The 17,843-nt window shown below is 70.4% G+C and carries 17 protein-coding genes and 1 pseudogene; 9 read left to right on the top strand and 9 right to left on the bottom strand.

The window, feature by feature from the left end:
• The first annotated feature begins 185 nt into the window (after window positions 1-185).
• The 5 genes from afsQ1 (at window position 186) to ACFY0U_RS25085 (ending at window position 4,106) form a co-directional block, all read left to right on the top strand.
• Window positions 186-863: a two-component system response regulator AfsQ1 gene (gene afsQ1 / locus ACFY0U_RS25105; protein ID WP_013001223.1), complete on the top strand. Its 678-nt coding sequence runs from the start codon at window positions 186-188 to the stop codon at window positions 861-863.
• Window positions 860-2,410 carry an ATP-binding protein gene (locus tag ACFY0U_RS25100; protein WP_388639326.1) on the top strand — a complete coding sequence of 517 codons (1,551 nt, stop codon included), beginning with the start codon at window positions 860-862 and terminating at the stop codon, window positions 2,408-2,410. The genes afsQ1 and ACFY0U_RS25100 overlap by 4 nt, the downstream gene beginning before the upstream one ends.
• Window positions 2,407-3,045 (top strand): hypothetical protein, encoded by a 639-nt coding sequence (locus tag ACFY0U_RS25095; protein WP_388639324.1) that lies wholly within the window; start codon window positions 2,407-2,409, stop codon window positions 3,043-3,045. The genes ACFY0U_RS25100 and ACFY0U_RS25095 overlap by 4 nt, the downstream gene beginning before the upstream one ends.
• Before the next feature lie 241 nt (window positions 3,046-3,286).
• A complete protein-coding gene (locus ACFY0U_RS25090) occupies window positions 3,287-3,805 on the top strand; it encodes a VanZ family protein (protein WP_388639322.1) in 519 nt (172 codons plus the stop codon).
• A 91-nt stretch (window positions 3,806-3,896) separates the two neighbouring features.
• Window positions 3,897-4,106 carry a PspC domain-containing protein gene (locus tag ACFY0U_RS25085; RefSeq protein ID WP_353689966.1) on the top strand — a complete coding sequence of 70 codons (210 nt, stop codon included), beginning with the start codon at window positions 3,897-3,899 and terminating at the stop codon, window positions 4,104-4,106.
• 73 nt (window positions 4,107-4,179) lie between these two features.
• Here ACFY0U_RS25085 and ACFY0U_RS25080 read toward each other — a convergent pair whose 3' ends face one another.
• Both ACFY0U_RS25080 and ACFY0U_RS25075 read right to left on the bottom strand, forming a co-directional pair.
• On the bottom strand, window positions 4,180-4,539 hold the full coding sequence (locus tag ACFY0U_RS25080) for an ATP-binding protein (RefSeq protein WP_388639320.1): 360 nt from the start codon (window positions 4,537-4,539) through the stop codon (window positions 4,180-4,182).
• A gap of 140 nt (window positions 4,540-4,679) precedes the next feature.
• The gene (locus ACFY0U_RS25075; protein ID WP_388639319.1) at window positions 4,680-5,843 is read right to left on the bottom strand and encodes an adenosine deaminase; all 1,164 of its coding nucleotides are present in this window, start codon (window positions 5,841-5,843) and stop codon (window positions 4,680-4,682) included.
• A gap of 113 nt (window positions 5,844-5,956) precedes the next feature.
• Here ACFY0U_RS25075 and ACFY0U_RS25070 point away from each other — a divergent pair, with 113 nt between their 5' ends.
• Window positions 5,957-6,718, top strand: coding sequence for a prolyl oligopeptidase family serine peptidase (locus ACFY0U_RS25070; RefSeq protein WP_388639317.1), 762 nt, complete (start codon window positions 5,957-5,959; stop codon window positions 6,716-6,718).
• Window positions 6,719-6,852: 134 nt separating this feature from the next.
• On the opposite strand, the gene ACFY0U_RS25065 is transcribed toward ACFY0U_RS25070, so the two are convergent.
• Window positions 6,853-7,815 carry a LysR family transcriptional regulator gene (locus ACFY0U_RS25065; protein ID WP_388639316.1) on the bottom strand — a complete coding sequence of 321 codons (963 nt, stop codon included), beginning with the start codon at window positions 7,813-7,815 and terminating at the stop codon, window positions 6,853-6,855.
• Window positions 7,816-7,878: 63 nt separating this feature from the next.
• On the opposite strand from ACFY0U_RS25065, the gene ACFY0U_RS25060 reads away from it, so the two are divergent.
• Window positions 7,879-9,144, top strand: a complete 1,266-nt coding sequence (locus ACFY0U_RS25060) for an MFS transporter (RefSeq protein ID WP_388639314.1) — start codon at window positions 7,879-7,881, stop codon at window positions 9,142-9,144.
• A 221-nt stretch (window positions 9,145-9,365) separates the two neighbouring features.
• A complete protein-coding gene (locus ACFY0U_RS25055; protein WP_388639312.1) occupies window positions 9,366-10,388 on the top strand; it encodes a sigma-70 family RNA polymerase sigma factor in 1,023 nt (340 codons plus the stop codon).
• Here ACFY0U_RS25055 and ACFY0U_RS25050 read toward each other — a convergent pair.
• Window positions 10,269-10,658, bottom strand: a pseudogene (locus ACFY0U_RS25050) (lipid asymmetry maintenance protein MlaB); the annotation flags it as partial. The gene ACFY0U_RS25055 and the pseudogene ACFY0U_RS25050 sit on opposite strands and share 120 nt — an antisense overlap.
• Window positions 10,659-10,790: 132 nt before the next feature.
• On the opposite strand from ACFY0U_RS25050, the gene ACFY0U_RS25045 reads away from it, so the two are divergent.
• Entirely contained in the window at window positions 10,791-11,711 is a 921-nt protein-coding gene (locus ACFY0U_RS25045) for an AEC family transporter (RefSeq protein WP_388639311.1), read from the top strand.
• Between the two features lie 62 nt (window positions 11,712-11,773).
• On the opposite strand, the gene ACFY0U_RS25040 is transcribed toward ACFY0U_RS25045, so the two are convergent.
• The 5 genes from ACFY0U_RS25040 to ACFY0U_RS25020 all read right to left on the bottom strand — a co-directional run bounded on the left by ACFY0U_RS25040 (window position 11,774) and on the right by ACFY0U_RS25020 (window position 17,560).
• Complete coding sequence (locus ACFY0U_RS25040; RefSeq protein ID WP_388639625.1) at window positions 11,774-13,051, bottom strand: thymidine phosphorylase; 1,278 nt, start codon at window positions 13,049-13,051, stop codon at window positions 11,774-11,776.
• A gap of 90 nt (window positions 13,052-13,141) precedes the next feature.
• On the bottom strand, window positions 13,142-13,540 hold the full coding sequence (locus ACFY0U_RS25035; RefSeq protein WP_388639309.1) for a cytidine deaminase: 399 nt from the start codon (window positions 13,538-13,540) through the stop codon (window positions 13,142-13,144).
• A complete protein-coding gene (locus tag ACFY0U_RS25030; RefSeq protein ID WP_388639307.1) occupies window positions 13,537-14,799 on the bottom strand; it encodes an ABC transporter permease in 1,263 nt (420 codons plus the stop codon). Before ACFY0U_RS25030 ends, ACFY0U_RS25035 begins: the two co-directional genes overlap by 4 nt.
• On the bottom strand, window positions 14,799-15,917 hold the full coding sequence (locus ACFY0U_RS25025) for an ABC transporter permease (RefSeq protein WP_388639306.1): 1,119 nt from the start codon (window positions 15,915-15,917) through the stop codon (window positions 14,799-14,801). The genes ACFY0U_RS25030 and ACFY0U_RS25025 overlap by 1 nt, the downstream gene beginning before the upstream one ends.
• Complete coding sequence (locus tag ACFY0U_RS25020; protein WP_388639624.1) at window positions 15,914-17,560, bottom strand: ABC transporter ATP-binding protein; 1,647 nt, start codon at window positions 17,558-17,560, stop codon at window positions 15,914-15,916. Before ACFY0U_RS25020 ends, ACFY0U_RS25025 begins: the two co-directional genes overlap by 4 nt.
• Between the last annotated feature and the right edge of the window lie 283 nt (window positions 17,561-17,843).

Raw genomic sequence — 17,843 nt, 5'->3', positions numbered from 1 at the left:
GTGCTTCCTTGCCTGTGCCGAAAAGCTTGCCCTCGCACCTTCATGGCCGTGTCCGCCGACTGTCACAGACCTGTCACAGGGGTCGACTTCAGGGAAGACACAGCACGGTCACAGAGAGCGGCGCTACGTGCGCGTAGCTGTACAGGTGTCGAAACCGCACCCCGCCATGGGCCAGAATGAGCCCCGTGCCTTCCCTGTTGCTGATCGAGGACGACGACGCCATCCGTACGGCCCTGGAGCTGTCTCTGACGCGCCAGGGTCACCGGGTTGCCACGGCTGCCACCGGCGAGGACGGCCTGAAGCTGCTGCGTGAGCAGCGGCCGGACCTGATCGTGCTGGACGTGATGCTGCCCGGCATCGATGGTTTCGAGGTGTGCCGGCGCATCCGGCGCACCGACCAGCTGCCGATCATCCTGCTGACCGCGCGCAGCGACGACATCGACGTGGTCGTGGGTCTGGAGTCCGGTGCCGACGACTACGTCGTCAAACCGGTCCAGGGGCGGGTGCTCGACGCCCGTATCCGGGCCGTGCTGCGCCGTGGCGAGCGCGAGGCGAACGACGCGGCGACCTTCGGTTCGCTCGTCATCGACCGCGCGGCCATGACCGTGACGAAGAACGGCGAGGATCTCCAGCTCACACCGACCGAGCTGCGCCTCCTCCTGGAGCTGAGCCGGCGGCCCGGACAGGCGCTGTCCCGGCAGCAGTTGCTGCGTCTGGTGTGGGAGCACGACTACCTCGGTGACTCGCGGCTCGTCGACGCCTGTGTGCAGCGGCTGCGCGCCAAGGTCGAGGACGTGCCGTCGTCCCCGACCCTGATCCGTACCGTCCGTGGTGTCGGCTACCGGCTGGACACGCCTCAGTGACCCAAGCGCAAGGGGGGGTCCGCGGCTGGGCCGCGGCTCGCAAGGGACATCTGTCACGACTGCGGTTCACCAGTCTGCGGCTGCGGCTCGTCGTGGTGTTCGGGCTCGTGGCGCTCACCGCCGCGGTGTCCGCGTCCGGGATCGCCTACTGGCTCAACCGCGAGGCGGTGCTCACCCGCACCCAGGACGCGGTGCTGCGCGACTTCCAGCAGGAGATGCAGAACCACGCGGGCCTGCTGCCCGAACTCCCCGAGCAGTACGAACTCCAGCGCACCGCACAGGAGATGGCCAACAGCAGCCAGCGCTTCAGCGTGCTGCTCGTCGCCGAGGGCTCCGACGGTGAGGCGCTGTACGCCAACTCCGGTGCCCTGAACGGCTTCTCGGTCCAGGACGTGCCCGAGTCGCTGCGGGCCGCGGTGAACGAGACGCAGGAGGTCGACTCCTCCAACAAGTACGCGTACCACCTGTACTGGCAGCGGACCGTCGACGACAGCACCCCGTATCTCGTGGCCGGCACGAAGGTCATCAACGGCGGCACCACCGGCTACATGCTCAAGTCGCTGGAGCCGGAGGCGAAGGACCTCAACTCCCTTGCCTGGTCGCTGGGTATCGCCACCGGTCTCGCGCTGATCGGCTCGGCGCTGCTCGCGCAGGCCGCCGCCACGACCGTACTGAAGCCGGTGCACCGGCTCGGGGTCGCCGCCCGCCGGCTCGGCGAGGGCAAGCTGGACACCCGGCTGAGGGTGTCCGGCACCGATGAACTCGCCGATCTGTCACGGACGTTCAACGACGCGGCCGAGGCACTGGAGAAACGGGTCGACGACATGGCCGCGCGGGACGAGGCGTCCCGGCGGTTCGTCGCCGACATGAGCCATGAACTCCGGACGCCGCTCACCGCGATCACCGCCGTGACGGAGATCCTGGAGGAGGAGCTGGAGGCGGAGTCGGGTTCGATGGACCCGATGATCGAGCCGGCCGTACGGCTCGTGGTCAGCGAGACGCGCCGCCTCAACGACCTCGTCGAGAACCTGATGGAGGTCACCCGCTTCGACGCGGGTACCGCCCGGCTGGTGCTGGACGACGTGGACGTCGTCGACCAGATCACCGCGTGCATCGACGCACGGGCGTGGCTGGACGCGGTCGACCTCGACGCCGAGCGCGGTATCCACGCCCGGCTCGACCCGCGCCGCCTGGACGTGATCATGGCGAACCTGATCGGCAACGCGCTCAAGCACGGCGGTTCGCCGGTGCGGGTGGCGGTGCGGGCCGCGGACGACTCGGTCGTCATCGAGGTGCGGGACCACGGGCCCGGCATCCCCGAGGACGTCCTGCCGCATGTCTTCGACCGGTTCTACAAGGCGAGCGCGTCCCGCCCCCGCTCCGAGGGCAGCGGACTCGGTCTCTCCATCGCCCTGGAGAACGCCCATATCCACGGCGGCGAGATCACCGCCGAGAACTCCCCCGAGGGCGGCGCGGTCTTCACGCTGCGGCTGCCCAGGGACGCGTCGGAGTTGGCGCAGGAGGGCGAGGGGGAGAAGAACTCATGAGCGTGACGCGAGGGCGGGGACGGCGGGACATGCTGACCGTACGACGGCTGCTGGCGCTGCCCGTGCTGGCGGCGCTGGCCACCGGGTGCGGCATCCGGGCCACCGAGGTCCCGACCGACTTCGGTCCCGCGCCCTCGCGGGTGCACTGCTCCGTCTCGGAGCCGGACGTGTCCGCGCAGTCCTCGCGCGGCCTTGCGGTGCAGGTGTTCCTGCTGTGCGGTTCGTCGCTGGTGGCCGTCGACCGGACGGTGAGCGTCGAGGAGGGCACCGCGGACTCCCGGCGGCGGGTGCTGGTGGCGCAGGAGCTCCTCAACCAGCTCGCGGCGGCGCCGTCGGCGGGCGAGGCGGAGGCCGGGTACCGGACGACGGTGCGCGACGGCATGACGGTGACCGGGCCGCGCTCGGACGACCCCGAGGACACCCTCCGGCTGAGCTTCCCGCCGGGCTCCCTCGCCAAGTCCTCCCTCGCCCAGATCGTGTGCACGTTCTCCGACTCGGCCGCCGCCGAGGGCGACGGCTCGGTCATCCTCGGCGGCCCGGACGGCTCGCCGCCGCGCCGCTACGAGTGCACCGACGAGGTCCGCGCCGAACCGAACAGCGCGAAGCCGCCGTCGACGGAGGTCACGGACGGCTGACGGACGGGTGCGGCGGACGTGTGGCGGACGCCTCACCCGTACGCCCGGAACCGATCCCGCCGCACCCGGCGTCTAGGGGGTCGTGCAGCGTCAAGGCGGGACCGGTGAAGCCCGGTGGAGTCCTGCGCCCCACAGGGGGCGTGGGGCTGCGGCATCTGCTGCTCCGCAGGGACGCGACCACCCACAGCGGGCCCGCGGGTTCCGCACCGCTTTCCCGGCGGAGCGCTTCGGCGGCAGCGCCGTGATCCGGCTGCGGGCGGCGGGGGGTTTTCTCCTCGTCGCGCACCTCGCGTTCGTCGCCTGGCTCACCTTGCGGCCGCTGGACGTCCCGTGGATGACGCCACCCAATCTCACCCCGCTCGCCGGCATCCGGGCCGACCTGGCCCTCGGCTGGCCGGAGGCGGCCCGGCGGATCGGTGAGGCGGTCGCGCTGCTGGCGCCGCTGGGGGTGCTGCTCCCGCTGGCGCACGGCAGGCTGTACGTCTCCCCGCTCGCGTCCCTCATCCGTACGGTCGCGGCGGGCGCCCTGATCTCCCTCGGCATCGAGCTGCTCCAGACCGGCGTCCCCGGTCAGGTCGTCGACATCGACTCGGTGCTCCTGAACACCGTGGGCGTGGCCCTCGCGCACGCCGCCTTCATCCCCGCGGGCCGCGCCTGGCTCCGCCGCAGGTCCCGGTCCCCGAAGCGGACGGCCGTCCTTGCGGAGGAGGCCTCTCAGGGTCGTACCCCGACGATTCCCAGGGTCGGTATCGCACCGTAGAGCGACGCTTTGCCCCCTTCGTCTCCGTAGCGTTGAAGACAGATGAGGCAGCCAGAGAGGCCGCCCCGACAACGCTCACGAAGGAGCCGCAATGTCCCGCCTCGCCCGCCCCACCAACGGCCGCATGATCGGCGGAGTGTGTGCCGCGCTGGCACGGCGCTTCGGCACCTCCGCCACCACGATGCGGGTGATCTTCCTGGTCTCGTGTCTGCTGCCCGGCCCGCAGTTCCTGCTCTACATCGCCCTGTGGATCCTGTTCCCCTCCGAGGGCAAGGCGAACAAGACGCAGGCGGCCTGGTAACCGGCCTTTCGTCCATACGCCGATGGGGCGCATCCCGGACAAGGGGTGCGCCCCATCGGGGCGTTCGGCGGGTTCAGCCGAGCGGGATCCCGTTCACCGGCAGACCCTTGGTGGGCAGCCCGGTCTGGCCGATCGGCAGACCGCCGAGCAGACCGGCGACCGGCTTGGTCGGACCGTCGGCGAGCGCGCTCTGGGCGGCGGGCGTCACGGCGGCCAGACCCGCGGCGACCGCCGGCTGCGCCTGCGACAGCGCGTCACCGGCACCCGGCAGCGCCTTGGCGATGTTCTCCGCCGGGAGCGTCTTGGTGACGGTGTCCAGCGCCTGGGAGGCGTCCGGAACGGCCGGGGCGGCGTTCGCGGCGCCCGCACCGACGGCGGCGAAGGCGGCACCGAGGGCGGCGACACCGAGGGTCTTGGCAGCAGACTGCTTCATGAAAATGCGTCCTCGAAATGGGGTGACGGGGATGTGAGCGGTCCACGACCGTAAACACGCACCGGCATCCGCCGCAAACATCGAAATGCGGACGGATTGTGAATACCCGTCCGCATTTCGCTTCCCGGGAGTTCCCGCGATCAGCCCTCTTCGGCCACAGAACCGCTGGTGGAGGCGGTCTGCTTGAACAGCCATTCGGACTTCAGCTCGGCATAACCGGGCTTGATGACGTCATTGATCATGGCCAGTCGTTCATCGAAAGGAATGAACGCTGATTTCATCGCATTGACGGAGAACCACTGCATGTCGTCGAGCGTGTAGCCGAACGCTCCGACCAGGTGCTCGAATTCCCGGCTCATGCTCGTACCGGACATCAGCCGGTTGTCGGTGTTCACCGTGGCCCGGAAGTGCAGCCGGCGCAGTAGCCCGATGGGGTGCTCGGCGTAGGAGGCTGCGGCCCCGGTCTGGAGGTTGGAGCTCGGGCACAGCTCCAGCGGGATGCGCTTGTCCCGGACGTAGGAGGCGAGCCGGCCGAGCTTGACCGAGCCGTCCTGGTGGACCTGGATGTCGTCGATGATGCGCACCCCGTGACCCAGCCGGTCGGCGCCGCACCACTGGAGGGCCTGCCAGATGGAGGGGAGCCCGAAGGCCTCGCCGGCGTGGATGGTGAAGTGGTTGTTCTCGCGCTTGAGGTACTCGAACGCGTCGAGGTGCCGGGTGGGCGGGTAGCCGGCCTCGGCGCCCGCGATGTCGAAGCCCACGACGCCCAAGTCGCGGTAGCGGTTGGCGAGTTCGGCGATCTCCAGGGCGCGGGCGGCGTGCCGCATCGCGGTGAGCAGGGCGCCGACGCGGATGCGGTTGCCGTTCTCGCGGGCGATCCGCTCCCCTTCGCGGAAGCCCTCGTTGACGGCCTCGACGACCTCTTCGAGGCTGAGCCCGCCTTCGAGGTGCTGCTCGGGGGCGTACCGCACCTCGGCGTAGACGACCCCGTCGGCGGCGAGGTCCTCGGCGCACTCGGCGGCGACCCGGACCAGGGCCTCGCGGGTCTGCATCACACCGACGGTGTGCGAGAAGGTCTCCAAGTACCGTTCCAGCGAACCGGAGTCGGCGGCCTCGCGGAACCAGATGCCGAGCTTGTCGGCGTCGTTCTCGGGGAGTTGGGCGTACCCGGTGGCCCGGGCGAGCTCGACGACGGTGCCGGGGCGCAGCCCGCCGTCGAGGTGATCGTGCAGCAGAACCTTGGGTGCCCGGCGGATCTGGTCCGAGCTCGGGGTGGTTCCCGTCCGGTCAGTCTGGCTCGTCATTTCCGCACTCTAACTCCTACGCGCGTAGATCGCTCGCTGTACAACTCCGTCGATACGTAACGGTGACCGCCCCGACGGGTGGAGTACACGGACGCTTCTGACACTGTTCTGTCATGGCACAGCAAGCGACGCCGGTTCGCACGGCCCGGCTGGGGCGGGCGCTCGGTCCGGAACCGACGGCGGTGAGCGGGGTGGTGCTGCTGCTCCCCGGTGGCGAGGAGAGCTCCGGCCGCAGACCGTCCCCGATGATGGCGACCGCGTCCGTGCGCGGCCTCGGCCGCCGGCTGGCGCGCGCGGGCCGGGAGGAGGGGCTGGCCGCGCATGTCGTCCACTACCGCTATCGCGGCTGGAACGGCGCCGAGGCGCATCTCGCCCAGGACGCCGGCTGGGCCACCGAGGAGGTCGTACGGCGCTACGGGGACGTACCCGTATGCCTGGCCGGAGTCGACATGGGCGCCCGGGCCGCACTGCACGCGGGCGGGCACGAAGCCGTCAACTCCGTGCTGGCCATCGCCCCTTGGCTGCCCGAGGAGGACGTGGCGGCGCCCCCCGAACCGGTGAAGCAGCTCGCGGGCCGACGGGTGCTGGTGGTGCACGGCACGAACGACGCGCGCACGGACCCGGAGCTGTCGTTCCGGCTCGCGGCGCGGGCGAAGAAGGCCAACCGGGACGTCTGCCGGTTCGAAGTCCACTCCGACGGCCACGCGTTGCGCCAGCACCGCGACGAAGTCCACGCGCTGGCCGAGGACTTCGTCCTGGGCTCGCTGTTCGGCCGGGCCTACTCCCGCCCGGTCGAGGACGCCCTGGCCGCCCCGCCGCCCCTGGGACTGCGGATGCCGCTGGCGGCGGGCTTCGGCCGGTCGCTGCGACGCTAGCCGACAGCACCGCCCGGCGGTGACGGGTATCACCGGCGGACCTGACACCGGCCTTCCCTGCCGCCGCGAAGGGCTCCGCCCCGGGCCGTTCCAGCTCAAGGAGGCTCCTGACCCGACCACACGGGGCACGGTGGTCAGTCCGGGAGGAGGCGGCCGCGTTGGGCGAGCAGGAACTTCTTGAAGGCTGCCACCGGTGGTGTGTCCGGGTGGCCGTCGAGCCAGGCGACGCCGATCTCGCGGACCGCGCGCGGGGCGGTGACCGTCAGTTCGACGACGCCCGGGCGGGCCACGGCGGGTGGTGGGAGGAGGGCGACGCCGAGACCGGCGGCGACGAGGCCTCGTAGGGTCTCGGCCTCCTCCCCCTCGAAGGCGATCCTCGGTTTGAACCCGGCCTCCTGGCAGAGGTCGTCGGTGATGCGGCGCATGCCGTAGTTGGGTTCCAGGGTCACGAAGGTCTCGTCGGCGGCCTCGGCGAGGCGGACGCGCTTGCGGGAGGCGAGGCGGTGGTCGGCGGGCACGACCAGGCGCAGTTTCTGCTCGTCGAGGCGGCGGCCCACCAGGTCCGGGGCGTCCGGGACCGGGGAGGTCAGGCAGAGGTCCAGCTCCCCCGCGCGGAGGCGTTCGATCATCGCCTCGCCGTAGTTCTGGACGAGACTGAAGCGGACCCGCGGGTGGTCGGCGCGGAAGGCGCGGATCAGGCCGGGGACCGTCTCCGAGCCCATGGTGTGCAGAAAGCCGAAGGCGACCTTGCCGGTGGCGGGGTCGGCGTCCGCGCGGACCTCCTCGGCGGCCCGGTCGATCTCGGCGAGGGCGCGTTCGACGTGGCCGAGGAAGGCGCGGCCGGCCGGGGTGAGGGAGACGGTGCGGCCGATACGGGCGAACAGGTCGACGCCCAGGTCCTGTTCGAGGCGGACCATCGCGCGGGAGAGCGTGGACTGGGGGACGTTCATCTCCTGTGCGGCGCGGGTGACGTGCTCGGTGCGGGCGACGCCGGCGAAGTAGGCGAGCCGTGGGGCCAGCACCATCGACATCTCTGACATGTCTTCTGTGTCACTGGATGGTGACAGGCGAGGCTGTGAGCTGTGTTGATGCACCATGGGAACGATTATGACGAGTTCATGCATTGGACGCATGAACCGAGGTGTACGTAACTTCGAGGCATGCCTGCCAGTACCGAGGCGTCCACTCACGTGGGCGCCGTTTCCGCTGTTCCTGTCGTCGACTCCCGTATGGCCCCGGGCGGCCCCGGCTACCGCCGGATGAGCTTCGCCCTCTTCCTCGCCGGAGTCGCGACCTTCGCCCTCCTCTACTCCACGCAGGCCCTTCTGCCGCTGATCTCCGGCGACTTCGGGGTGGCGGCGAGCGACGCGAGCTGGACGGTGGCGGCGGCGACGGGCGGACTGGCCCTGTTCGTCCTGCCGATGAGCGCGGTGTCGGAGCGGTACGGACGCCGTACGGTCATGACGGCGTCGTTGGCGGTCGCGGTGACGGTAGGGCTGCTGGTCCCCCTCGCCCCCTCGCTGCCGGTGCTGGTGGCGCTGCGGGCCTTGCAGGGTGCGGCGTTGGCCGGTCTTCCGGCGTCGGCCACGGCGTATCTCGCTGAAGAGGTCCGGCCGAAGGCGCTGGTCACGGCGATCGGCCTGTTCGTCGCCGGTAACAGTGTCGGCGGGATGAGCGGCCGGGTCATCACCGGCTGGGTGGCGCAGGAGTGGGGCTGGCGGGTGGCCCTGGGCGCGATCGGGGCGATCGCGGTCGGGTGTGCGGTGGCGTTCCGGCTGCTGCTGCCGGCGCCGAAGCACTTCGTCGCCGGGTCGCTGAAGCCGCGGGTGCTGGTGCGGACGGTGCGTGAGCATCTGTCCAACCCGCTGATGTGCCGGCTGTACGCGATCGGCGCGCTGTTCATGACGGTGTTCGGCGGTGTGTACACGGTGATCGGGTACCGGCTGACGGAGGCGCCCTTCGGTCTGCCGCAGGGTGTCGTCGGCTCGATCTTCCTGGTCTACCTGGTCGGTACGGTGTCGGCGTCCACGGCCGGCCGTCTGGTGGGCCGCCTCGGCCGCCGGGGTGCGCTGTACGCGGCGGGAGCGACGACCGCGACGGGTCTGGTGCTGTCGCTGGCGGACTCGTTGCCGTTGGTCCTGCTGGGTCTGGTGCTGATCACGGGCGGCTTCTTCGCGGGCCACGCGTGCGCGTCCTCGGCGGTCAGCAAGACGGCGACGGAGGGGCGCGCGCAGGCCTCTGCGCTGTACCAGTCGGCGTACTACATCGGCTCCAGCGTCGGCAGCACGGTCGGCGCGCTCGCCTTCCACGCGGGCGGCTGGGCCGGGACCGTCGGGGTCGGCCTGCTGGCGGTGCTCGGGGTCGTCACGATCACCGTCCTCGGAACGCGTGCGGCTCGGGCCCAGCAGCGGCTCGCTGTGGCCTGAGCCGTACGTCCCCTTACTTCCCCCTGGTCGAGGTCGGTCGACCAGGGGGACTGCCGTTTTCGCCCCCGCCGCCCCTACCCGTCCCGTCTCGGGAGCGGGGGCGAGAAAAGCCTGACCTGCGCGTTCAATCACTCCGCACGCCATTGTCAGTGCCCTGCGATAGCTTCGAACGTGCTGGGCGCAAAGGCGCGACACAGAACGGCCACAGGGGTGGGTGGACGATGACGGACAGCACGACGACAGCGGACCTCGACGTCAGGCTGGAGAAGCACCGGGTCGAGCTGACCGGGTACTGCTACCGCATGCTCGGCTCGTCCTTCGAGGCGGAGGACGCGGTGCAGGACACGATGATCCGCGCCTGGCGCAGCTACGACAAGTTCGAGGGCCGCTCCAGCCTCCGCTCCTGGCTCTACCGCATCGCGACGAACGTCTGCCTGGACATGCTGACGGCCGGCAACAAACGCGCGAGGCCGATGGACCTCACCGAGTCGACCCCCCTCGCCCAGGCCGCCCTCTCCCCCCGCCCGGACCACACCTGGCTGGAGCCGATGCCGGACGCCCGCATCCTGCCCACCGTCGAGGACCCGGCGGAGGCCGCCGTGGCCAAGGAATCCGTGCGGCTCGCCTTCATGGCCGCCCTCCAGCAACTCCCGCCCAAGCAGCGCGCGGTGCTGATCCTGCGCGAGGTGCTGGCCTGGAAGGCGAGCGAGGTCGCCGAGCTGCTCGGCACCACGGTCGCCTCCGTCAACAGCGCCCTCCAGCGAGCCCGCGCCACCCTCGCCGAGCGGGACGGGCACGGCGCGGAGGCAGCGGTGTCCGACCCGCTGGACGAGGAGCAGCAGAAGCTCCTGGACCGCTACATGGCGGCGTTCGAGGGGTACGACATGACGGCGCTGACGGCCCTGCTGCACGAGGACGCCATCATGACGATGCCGCCGTTCGACCTGTGGCTGACGGGCCACGACGACATCACGGGCTTCATGACGACGCTGGGCTCGGCCTGCGAGGGCTCACGCCTGGTGCCGGTGCAGGTCAACGGTCTGCCGGGGTTCGCCCAGTACAAGCCGGACCCCGAGGAGGGCGGCTACACACCGTGGGCGGTGCAGGTCCTGGAGATCTCAGAAGGCCGGCTCACCGGGTTCCACTTCTTCCTCGACACCAAGCGGTGGTTCCCGCTGTTCGGGCTCCCCCTGCATCTCGACGCTCTCGAAGCGGAGTCCGACCAGGTCGAGGAGGGCGTGTAGAGCCGGGTCGGGTTCTCTGAGCCGGATCCGTCCCCCGGCCCGCCGTGCGGCGAGCTGGAGCCGCGCCAGCAGGTCGACGGTCCCGAGCCCCGGTGGTCCGAGCCCGGCCACATCACAGTCCACGACCCCGGCCCCGGTCGTGTCCAGCAGCGCCCGCACGTCGTCGCACAGCCCCGCCACCTCGTCCCGGGTGACGGGGCCGGCCAGTACGAGCACGGCGGGTGTCATGGCGTCCACGATCTGTAGACCGGGCGGGCGGGCGGAACTCATCGCGGCCAAGGGAGTCCACCGTCCGGGATCACATTGACCTGGGCATCCCCTTCCCCGGAGGGTTGGCTGTATGCCCCACGGATCAGCACCGCCCTGGATATCCCACGCTCTCCTCACCACCGAGGAGGTTCCGTGCAGGGAGTGCTGACCGGCTTCGCCGTCATCGCCGTGGTCATCGCGGTCGGGTATCTGATCGGGCGGCGCGGCTACCTCGGTGACAACGGGCGCGAGGTCCTCACGAAGCTCGCCTTCCATGTCGCCTCCCCCGCCCTGCTCTTCACCACGCTGGCCCGGGCCGACCTGTCGGTGGTCTTCTCCAGCCGCCTGGTCGTGACCGCGCTGAGCACGGCGGCGACGGCGGGCGTCTTCGTCGCGGTGGGCGCCGTACGCGGCTGGGGCGTGGGCCGTACGACGATCGGCGCGCTGTGCTCCAGCTACGTCAACTCCGGCAACCTCGGTATCCCGATCGCGGTGTACGTCCTCGGCGACGCGTCCCTCGTGGCGCCGGTACTGCTCTTCCAACTCCTCCTGCTGTCCCCGATCGCGCTGACGGTCCTGGACCTCGCGGCGCGGGACGGCAAGGACCCCCTGTGGCTACGGCTGTTGACGCCACTGCGCAATCCGATCGCGTTGGGCTCCCTTGCCGGAGTCGCGGTCTCGGCGACCGACCTCCACATCCCGTCGGCGGTCATGGACCCGGTGACCCTGATCGGCAACATGTCCGTCCCGGCGGTGCTGCTGGCGTTCGGCATCTCGCTGTGCGGCAGCACGATGCCGGGCCGGGGCCCGGACCGCCAGCTCGTCCTGCTGTCGGTCGCGTTGAAGTCGGTGGGCCAGCCCGCGGCCGCCTGGGCGCTGGCGGTGGGGGTGTTCGGGCTGCGCGGGCACCAACTCCTGGACGTGGTGGTGACATCGGCGCTGCCGGCCGCGCAGAACCTGTACACATACGCGTCCAGCTACCGGATGGGCGAGCGTCTGGCACGGGACTCGATCCTGGTGTCGACCGTGCTGTCGGTACCGGTCCTGGTGGTGGTCGCGGCACTGCTGGGCTGACGGCGAGCACGAAAAGGGGGCCGCCGCCCGAAGGCGATCGGCCCCTCTCCTCTCGGCTCACCTCAGGCGATGCGCTCCAGCACCACCGGCGACGCCGTGAAGGTCGTGCCCGCCCCCGCGATGTCGTACGAACCCTCGACCGCCTCCAGCGCGTACTCGAAGCGCTCCGGCGTGTCCGTGTGGAGGGTCAGGAGGGGCTGGCCCTCCACAACCGTGTCGCCGGGCTTGGCGTGCATCTCGACGCCCGCGCCCGCCTGGACCGGGTCCTCCTTGCGGGCGCGGCCCGCGCCGAGGCGCCAGGCGGCGATGCCGATGTCGTAGGCGTCGAGGCGGGTCAGGACGCCGGAGGCGCTCGCCTTTACGACATGCTGCTCCTTGGCGACCGGCAGTTCCGCGTCCGGGTCGCCGCCCTGGGCCGCGATCATGCGGCGCCAGACGTCCATGGCGGAGCCGTCGGCGAGGGCCTTCGCCGGGTCGGCGTCCTTCACGCCGGCCGCGTCGAGCATCTCGCGGGCCAGGGCGATCGTGAGCTCCACGACGTCCGCCGGGCCGCCGCCCGCCAGGACCTCGACCGACTCGCGGACCTCAAGGGCGTTGCCCGCCGTCAGACCCAGCGGCGTCGACATGTCCGTCAGCAGGGCGACCGTCTTCACGCCGTGGTCGGTGCCCAGGCCGACCATCGTGGAGGCCAGTTCGCGGGCGTCCTCGATCGTCTTCATGAAGGCACCCGTGCCGACCTTCACGTCCAGGACCAGGGAGCCCGTGCCCTCCGCGATCTTCTTCGACATGATCGACGAGGCGATGAGGGGGATCGCCTCGACGGTGCCGGTCACGTCGCGCAGGGCGTACAGCTTCTTGTCGGCGGGGGCCAGGCCGTCGCCCGCCGCGCAGATGACCGCGCCCGTGGTGTCCAGGACGTGCAGCATCTCCTCGTTGGAGAGCAGCGCGCGCCAGCCGGGGATCGACTCCAGCTTGTCCAGCGTGCCACCGGTGTGGCCGAGGCCGCGGCCCGACAGCTGCGGGACGGCCGCGCCGCACGCCGCCACCAGGGGGGCCAGCGGGAGCGTGATCTTATCGCCCACGCCGCCCGTGGAGTGCTTGTCCGCCGTCGGGAGGGACAGCGACGAGAAGTCCATCCGCTCGCCGCTCGCGATCATCGCGGCGGTCCAGCGGGAGATCTCGCCGCGGTTCATGCCGTTGAGGAGGATGGCCATGTTCAGCGCGGCCATCTGGTAGTCGGCGACCTCGCCGCGGGTGTACGCGTCGATGACCCAGTCGATCTGCTCGTCGCTGAGCTCACCGCGGTCCCGCTTGGTGCGGATGACGGAGATGGCGTCCATGGCCATGAAGCATTCCTTCCGGACAATCAGAAAAGTGCGCGGCCCCTCCGAGCCGGATGGATCATCAACTCGAGAGGGGCCGCACGGGAGTTACTTGGTGAGATGGCCCGGCCCGAAGGCCTGCGGCAGCATCTCCGAGAGCGGCAGGATCCCCGCCGGGGTCTCCAGCAGGAGATCGGGGCCGCCGAACTCGTACAGCAGCTGCCGGCAGCGGCCGCAGGGGACGAGGATCTCGCCCCGGCCGTCGACGCACGTGAAGTGCGTCAGCCGGCCGCCTCCGGTGCGCTGCAACTCCGAGACCAGCCCGCACTCGGCGCACAGGCCCAGTCCGTAGGAGGCGTTCTCGACATTGCAGCCGGAGACCGTGCGGCCGTCGTCGACGAGGGCCGCGACACCGACCGGGTAGCCGGAGTAGGGGGCGTAGGCGTGGCTCATCGCCTCGCGCGCCACCTCCCGCAGGGCGTCCCAGTCGAAGTCGGCGGAGGTCACTTCCCCTGCCCCTTCCGATAGGGCAGTCCGTCCGCCTTCGGCATCCTCAGCCGCTGCGCGGACAGTGAGAGCACCAGCAGGGTGATGACGTACGGGCTGGCGGTCACGACCTGGTTCGGGACCTCGTTCGTGGTGGTGTACCAGAGGAACATCAGGGCCGAGATCGCGGCGGTGATGGCGGCGGGGACGTACTTCTTCTTCCAGATGAGGTACGCGACACCGAACACCAGCAGGATCGCCAGGAGCAGGATCAGCGCGTGGACGTTGGTCGTGCCGCCGCGCAGCTTGAGGCTGTCGGTGTAGCCGAACAGGCCCGCGCCGAGGGCGAGTCCGCCCGGCATCCAGTTACCGAAGATCATCGCGGCGAGACCGATGTAACCGCGTCCCGCCGTCTGGCCGTCGAGGTACACGTTGGACGACACGATCGACAGGAAGGCACCGCCGAGGCCGGCGAAGCCGCCGGAGATGATCACGGCGATGTACTTGTACTTGTAGACGTTGACGCCGAGGGACTCCGCCGCGATCGGGTTCTCGCCGCAGGAGCGCAGCCGCAGACCGAACGGGGTGCGCCACAGGATGTACCAGGAGGCGGGTACGAGGGCCACGGCGACGACGGTGAGCGGCGACAGGTTGGTGATCAGACCGCCGACGAGGCCGGCGATGTCGGAGATCAGGAACCAGTGCTTCTCGTTGAGGGTCTCCAGCCAGCTGGAGAGGCCCGGGACGTCGAAGGTGCCCAGCGACTCGATCGGCGGGGACTGCTTGGAGGAGCCCTGCGGGGCGTCCTCGAAGGTGAACTTCGACAGATAGCGGGTGGTGCCGAGGGCCAGGATGTTCAGGGCCACACCGGAGACGATGTGGTTGACGTTGAAGGTCACCGTGGCGATGGCGTGCAGCACGGCGCCGAGCGCGCCGCCGATGATGCCGACGATCACGCCGGTCCAGGGGCCCCACTGGTAGCCGGCCCAGGCGCCGAACCAGGTGCCGAGGATCATCATGCCCTCGAGGCCGATGTTGACGACGCCCGCGCGCTCGGCCCACAGACCGCCGAGGCCCGCGAGGCCGATCGGCACGGCCGCGCGCAGGGCGGTGGACATCTGGCCGGTGGAGGTGATGCCGTCCGCGCCGGTGATCAGGCGGACGACGGACGTCAGGATCAGGACGCCCGAGATGATCAGGAGGACGACGGGCAGCGACATCCGCCGGCTGCCGTTGCCGGGCCGCTTGGCCAGCGCTTTGACGATGGTCGCGGTGGTCATCAGACCGCCACCTCCTTCTTGGTGTTGGCGGCGGCCGCGGCGAGCTCCTCGCCGACGCGCTTCTGCTGGCGGCGCAGGCCCCAGGTGCGGACGACCTCGTAGGAGATGACGACCGCGAAGACGATCAGGCCCTGCATGATCGTGGCGATCTCCTTCTCGTACGGCTCGGGAGTCGCGTAGTCGAGAGCGGGGGACGCCTTGTCGAGGAAGGCCCACAGCAGCGCGGCCAGCGCGATGCCACCGGGGTGGTTGCGGCCGAGCAGCGCGATGCCGATGGCGGTGAAGCCGAGGCCGGCCGGGAAGCTGAGGCTGTAGGTGTGGGTGTCGCCGAGCAGCAGCGGCAGACCGGAGATGCCGGCGACACCGCCGGAGATCAGCATCGCGGTGAGGACCATGCGCTTGGCGTTGACGCCGGAGGCCGCGGCGGCGGTCTCGGACTCGCCGGTGGCGCGCAGGTCGAAGCCGAAGCGGGTGCGGTTGAGGACGGCCCAGTAGCCGATGCCCATGGCGGCCGCGAGGAAGACCAGGCCGTAGATCTCGCCGACGTCGGCGCCCAGGTTGATGCCGGGCACCCAGCCGGACTCCTTCATCACACCGGTGGTGACGTTGTCGCCGAGCGGGACGCCCCAGTTGTCGGTGAGGGTGAGGTAGCCGATGAGGCTGGTGGCGATGGAGTTCAGCATGATCGTGGCGACGACCTCGCTGACGCCCCGGGTCACCTTCAGGATGCCCGCGATACCGGCCCACATGGCGCCGGTTAGGGCGCCGACCAGGAGCAGCAGCGGGACCTGGAGGAAGGACGGCAGCGCCACGTGGGCGCCGACCACCGCGGTCATCATGGCGCCGAGGCGGTACTGGCCGTCGACGCCGATGTTGAACAGGTTCATCCGGAAGCCGAGGGCGACCGCGAGGGCGGCGATGTAGTACATCGACGCCTGGTTGATGATCAGTACCTGTACGTCGGAGAAGCCGGCCTGCTCCAGCATGAGCGTGTACGGCTCGATCGGGCTCTTGCCCGAGGCGATCAGCACGACCGAGGTCAGCAGGATCGCCGCGACGAGCGCCAGGGCCGGGCCGGCCACGGCGAGGAGCAGGCGCTCCTTGTCGAACTTCTTCATCGGGCCTCGTCCTCCGGGGCGCTCTCGTCCTCGACGTGCTCAAGGTGTCCGGTGGCGGCACCCGTCATGGCGGAGCCGAGCTCCTCCGGGGTGACGGTGGCCGGGTCGGCGTCGGCGACCAGCCTGCCGTTGTAGATCACGCGCAGGGTGTCCGACAGGCCGATGAGCTCGTCGAGGTCCGCGGAGATCAGCAGCACGGCCAGGCCCTCGCGGCGGGCTTCGCGGATGCGGTCCCAGATCTGGGCCTGTGCGCCGACGTCCACACCGCGGGTGGGGTGGGCGGCGATCAGGAACTTGGGGTTGTGGCTCATCTCGCGGCCGACGATCAGCTTCTGCTGGTTGCCGCCGGACAGGGAGGCCGCGGTGACGTCGATGCCGGGGGTACGGACGTCGTACTCCTCGACGATGCGGCGGGTGTCGGCCTGGGCGGCCTTCGGGGTCAGCCAGAAGCCCTTGGCGTTGGGCGTCTCGGTGACATGGCCGAGGATGCGGTTCTCCCAGAGGGGGGCCTCCAGGAGCAGGCCCTGGCGGTGGCGGTCCTCGGGGATGTAGCCGACGCCGGACTCGCGGCGCTTGCGGGTGGCCCAGGAGGTGACGTCCTCGCCCTCGAAGAAGATGGCTCCGGAGTCGGCGTTCTTGGTGCCGATCAGGGCGTCGATGAGCTCGGTCTGGCCGTTGCCCTCGACACCGGCGATGCCCATGACCTCACCGGCGTGGATGGTGAAGGAGACGTCGTCGAGGACCTTCTTGACCTCGGTGCGGTTCACGTCGTCCATCAGCAGGGAGGCGGACGACTCGCCGAGCGAGAGGGCGCCCGAGGAGTAGACGGTGAGGTCCTTGACCTCGATGACGGCCCGGTCGGTGACGGTCGACTCGGCGGTCTCGGGGGTGGGGAGCTCGCTGCCGACCATCATCTCGGCGAGCTGGCGCGGGGTGGTCTCGGACGGTACGGCGGTGCCGACCGTCGTGCCGCGGCGGATGACGGTGATCTCGTCGGCGACGGAGAGGACCTCGCCCAGCTTGTGGGAGATGAAGATGACGGCCAGGCCCTCGGACTTGAGCTCGCGCAGGTTGTCGAAGAGCGCGTCGACCTCCTGCGGCACGAGGACGGCGGTGGGCTCGTCGAGGATCAGGGTGGAGGCACCGCGGTAGAGGACCTTGAGGATCTCCACGCGCTGGCGCTCGGCGACACCGAGGTCCTCGACCAGGGCGTCGGGGCGGACGCCGAGGCCGTAGCGGTCGGAGATCTCCTTGATCTTCTTGCGGGCGCCGCCACCGATGCCGTGCAGCTTCTCGCTGCCCAGCACCACGTTCTCGAGCACCGTGAGGTTGTCGGCGAGCATGAAGTGCTGGTGGACCATGCCGATGCCGCGGGAGATCGCGTCGGCGGGGCTGGAGAAGGTCACCTGCTCGGTACCGACCGCGATGGTGCCCTCGTCCGGTTTCTGCATGCCGTAGAGGATCTTCATCAGGGTCGACTTGCCGGCGCCGTTCTCGCCGACAAGGGCGTGCACGGTGCCCTTGCGGACCGTCAGGTGGATGTCGTGGTTGGCGACGACACCTGGGAACCGCTTGGTGATCCCCGTCAGCTCGACCGCGATCGTCGACTGTTCGCTGAGCGGAGGGCTGCTGGTCGCGTCGATGGCGCACTCTCCTTGGGAAAGGGGCCACTCTACGCGCGTAGCGCCCCTGCTTTAAATAGTGCCCGGACCTGATCGTTCTTTTTTGACGGACGATCCGTTCCGAGCATTCTGCCGCGCGAACGGGGCGCGCGTCCCTGCCGTCGATCTCCCGTCGTCCGCCCGGAGGGCGGGCCGCGCGGCGTCTGGTGCGTGCGGTCGCAAGGCGCCGGAGCGCCCTCGTGGCGGAGCCACATGGGCGGTTCGGCAACGCGGCGAACGTGCGTGCCAGGCGTCGCGCGGCAGG

The sequence above is a fragment of the Streptomyces sp. NPDC001536 genome, assembly GCF_042894505.1.
Taxonomy (GTDB): domain Bacteria; phylum Actinomycetota; class Actinomycetes; order Streptomycetales; family Streptomycetaceae; genus Streptomyces.
The sequence above is the reverse complement of the archived record's forward strand: the minus strand, read 5'-3'. Positions and strand labels throughout refer to the sequence as shown.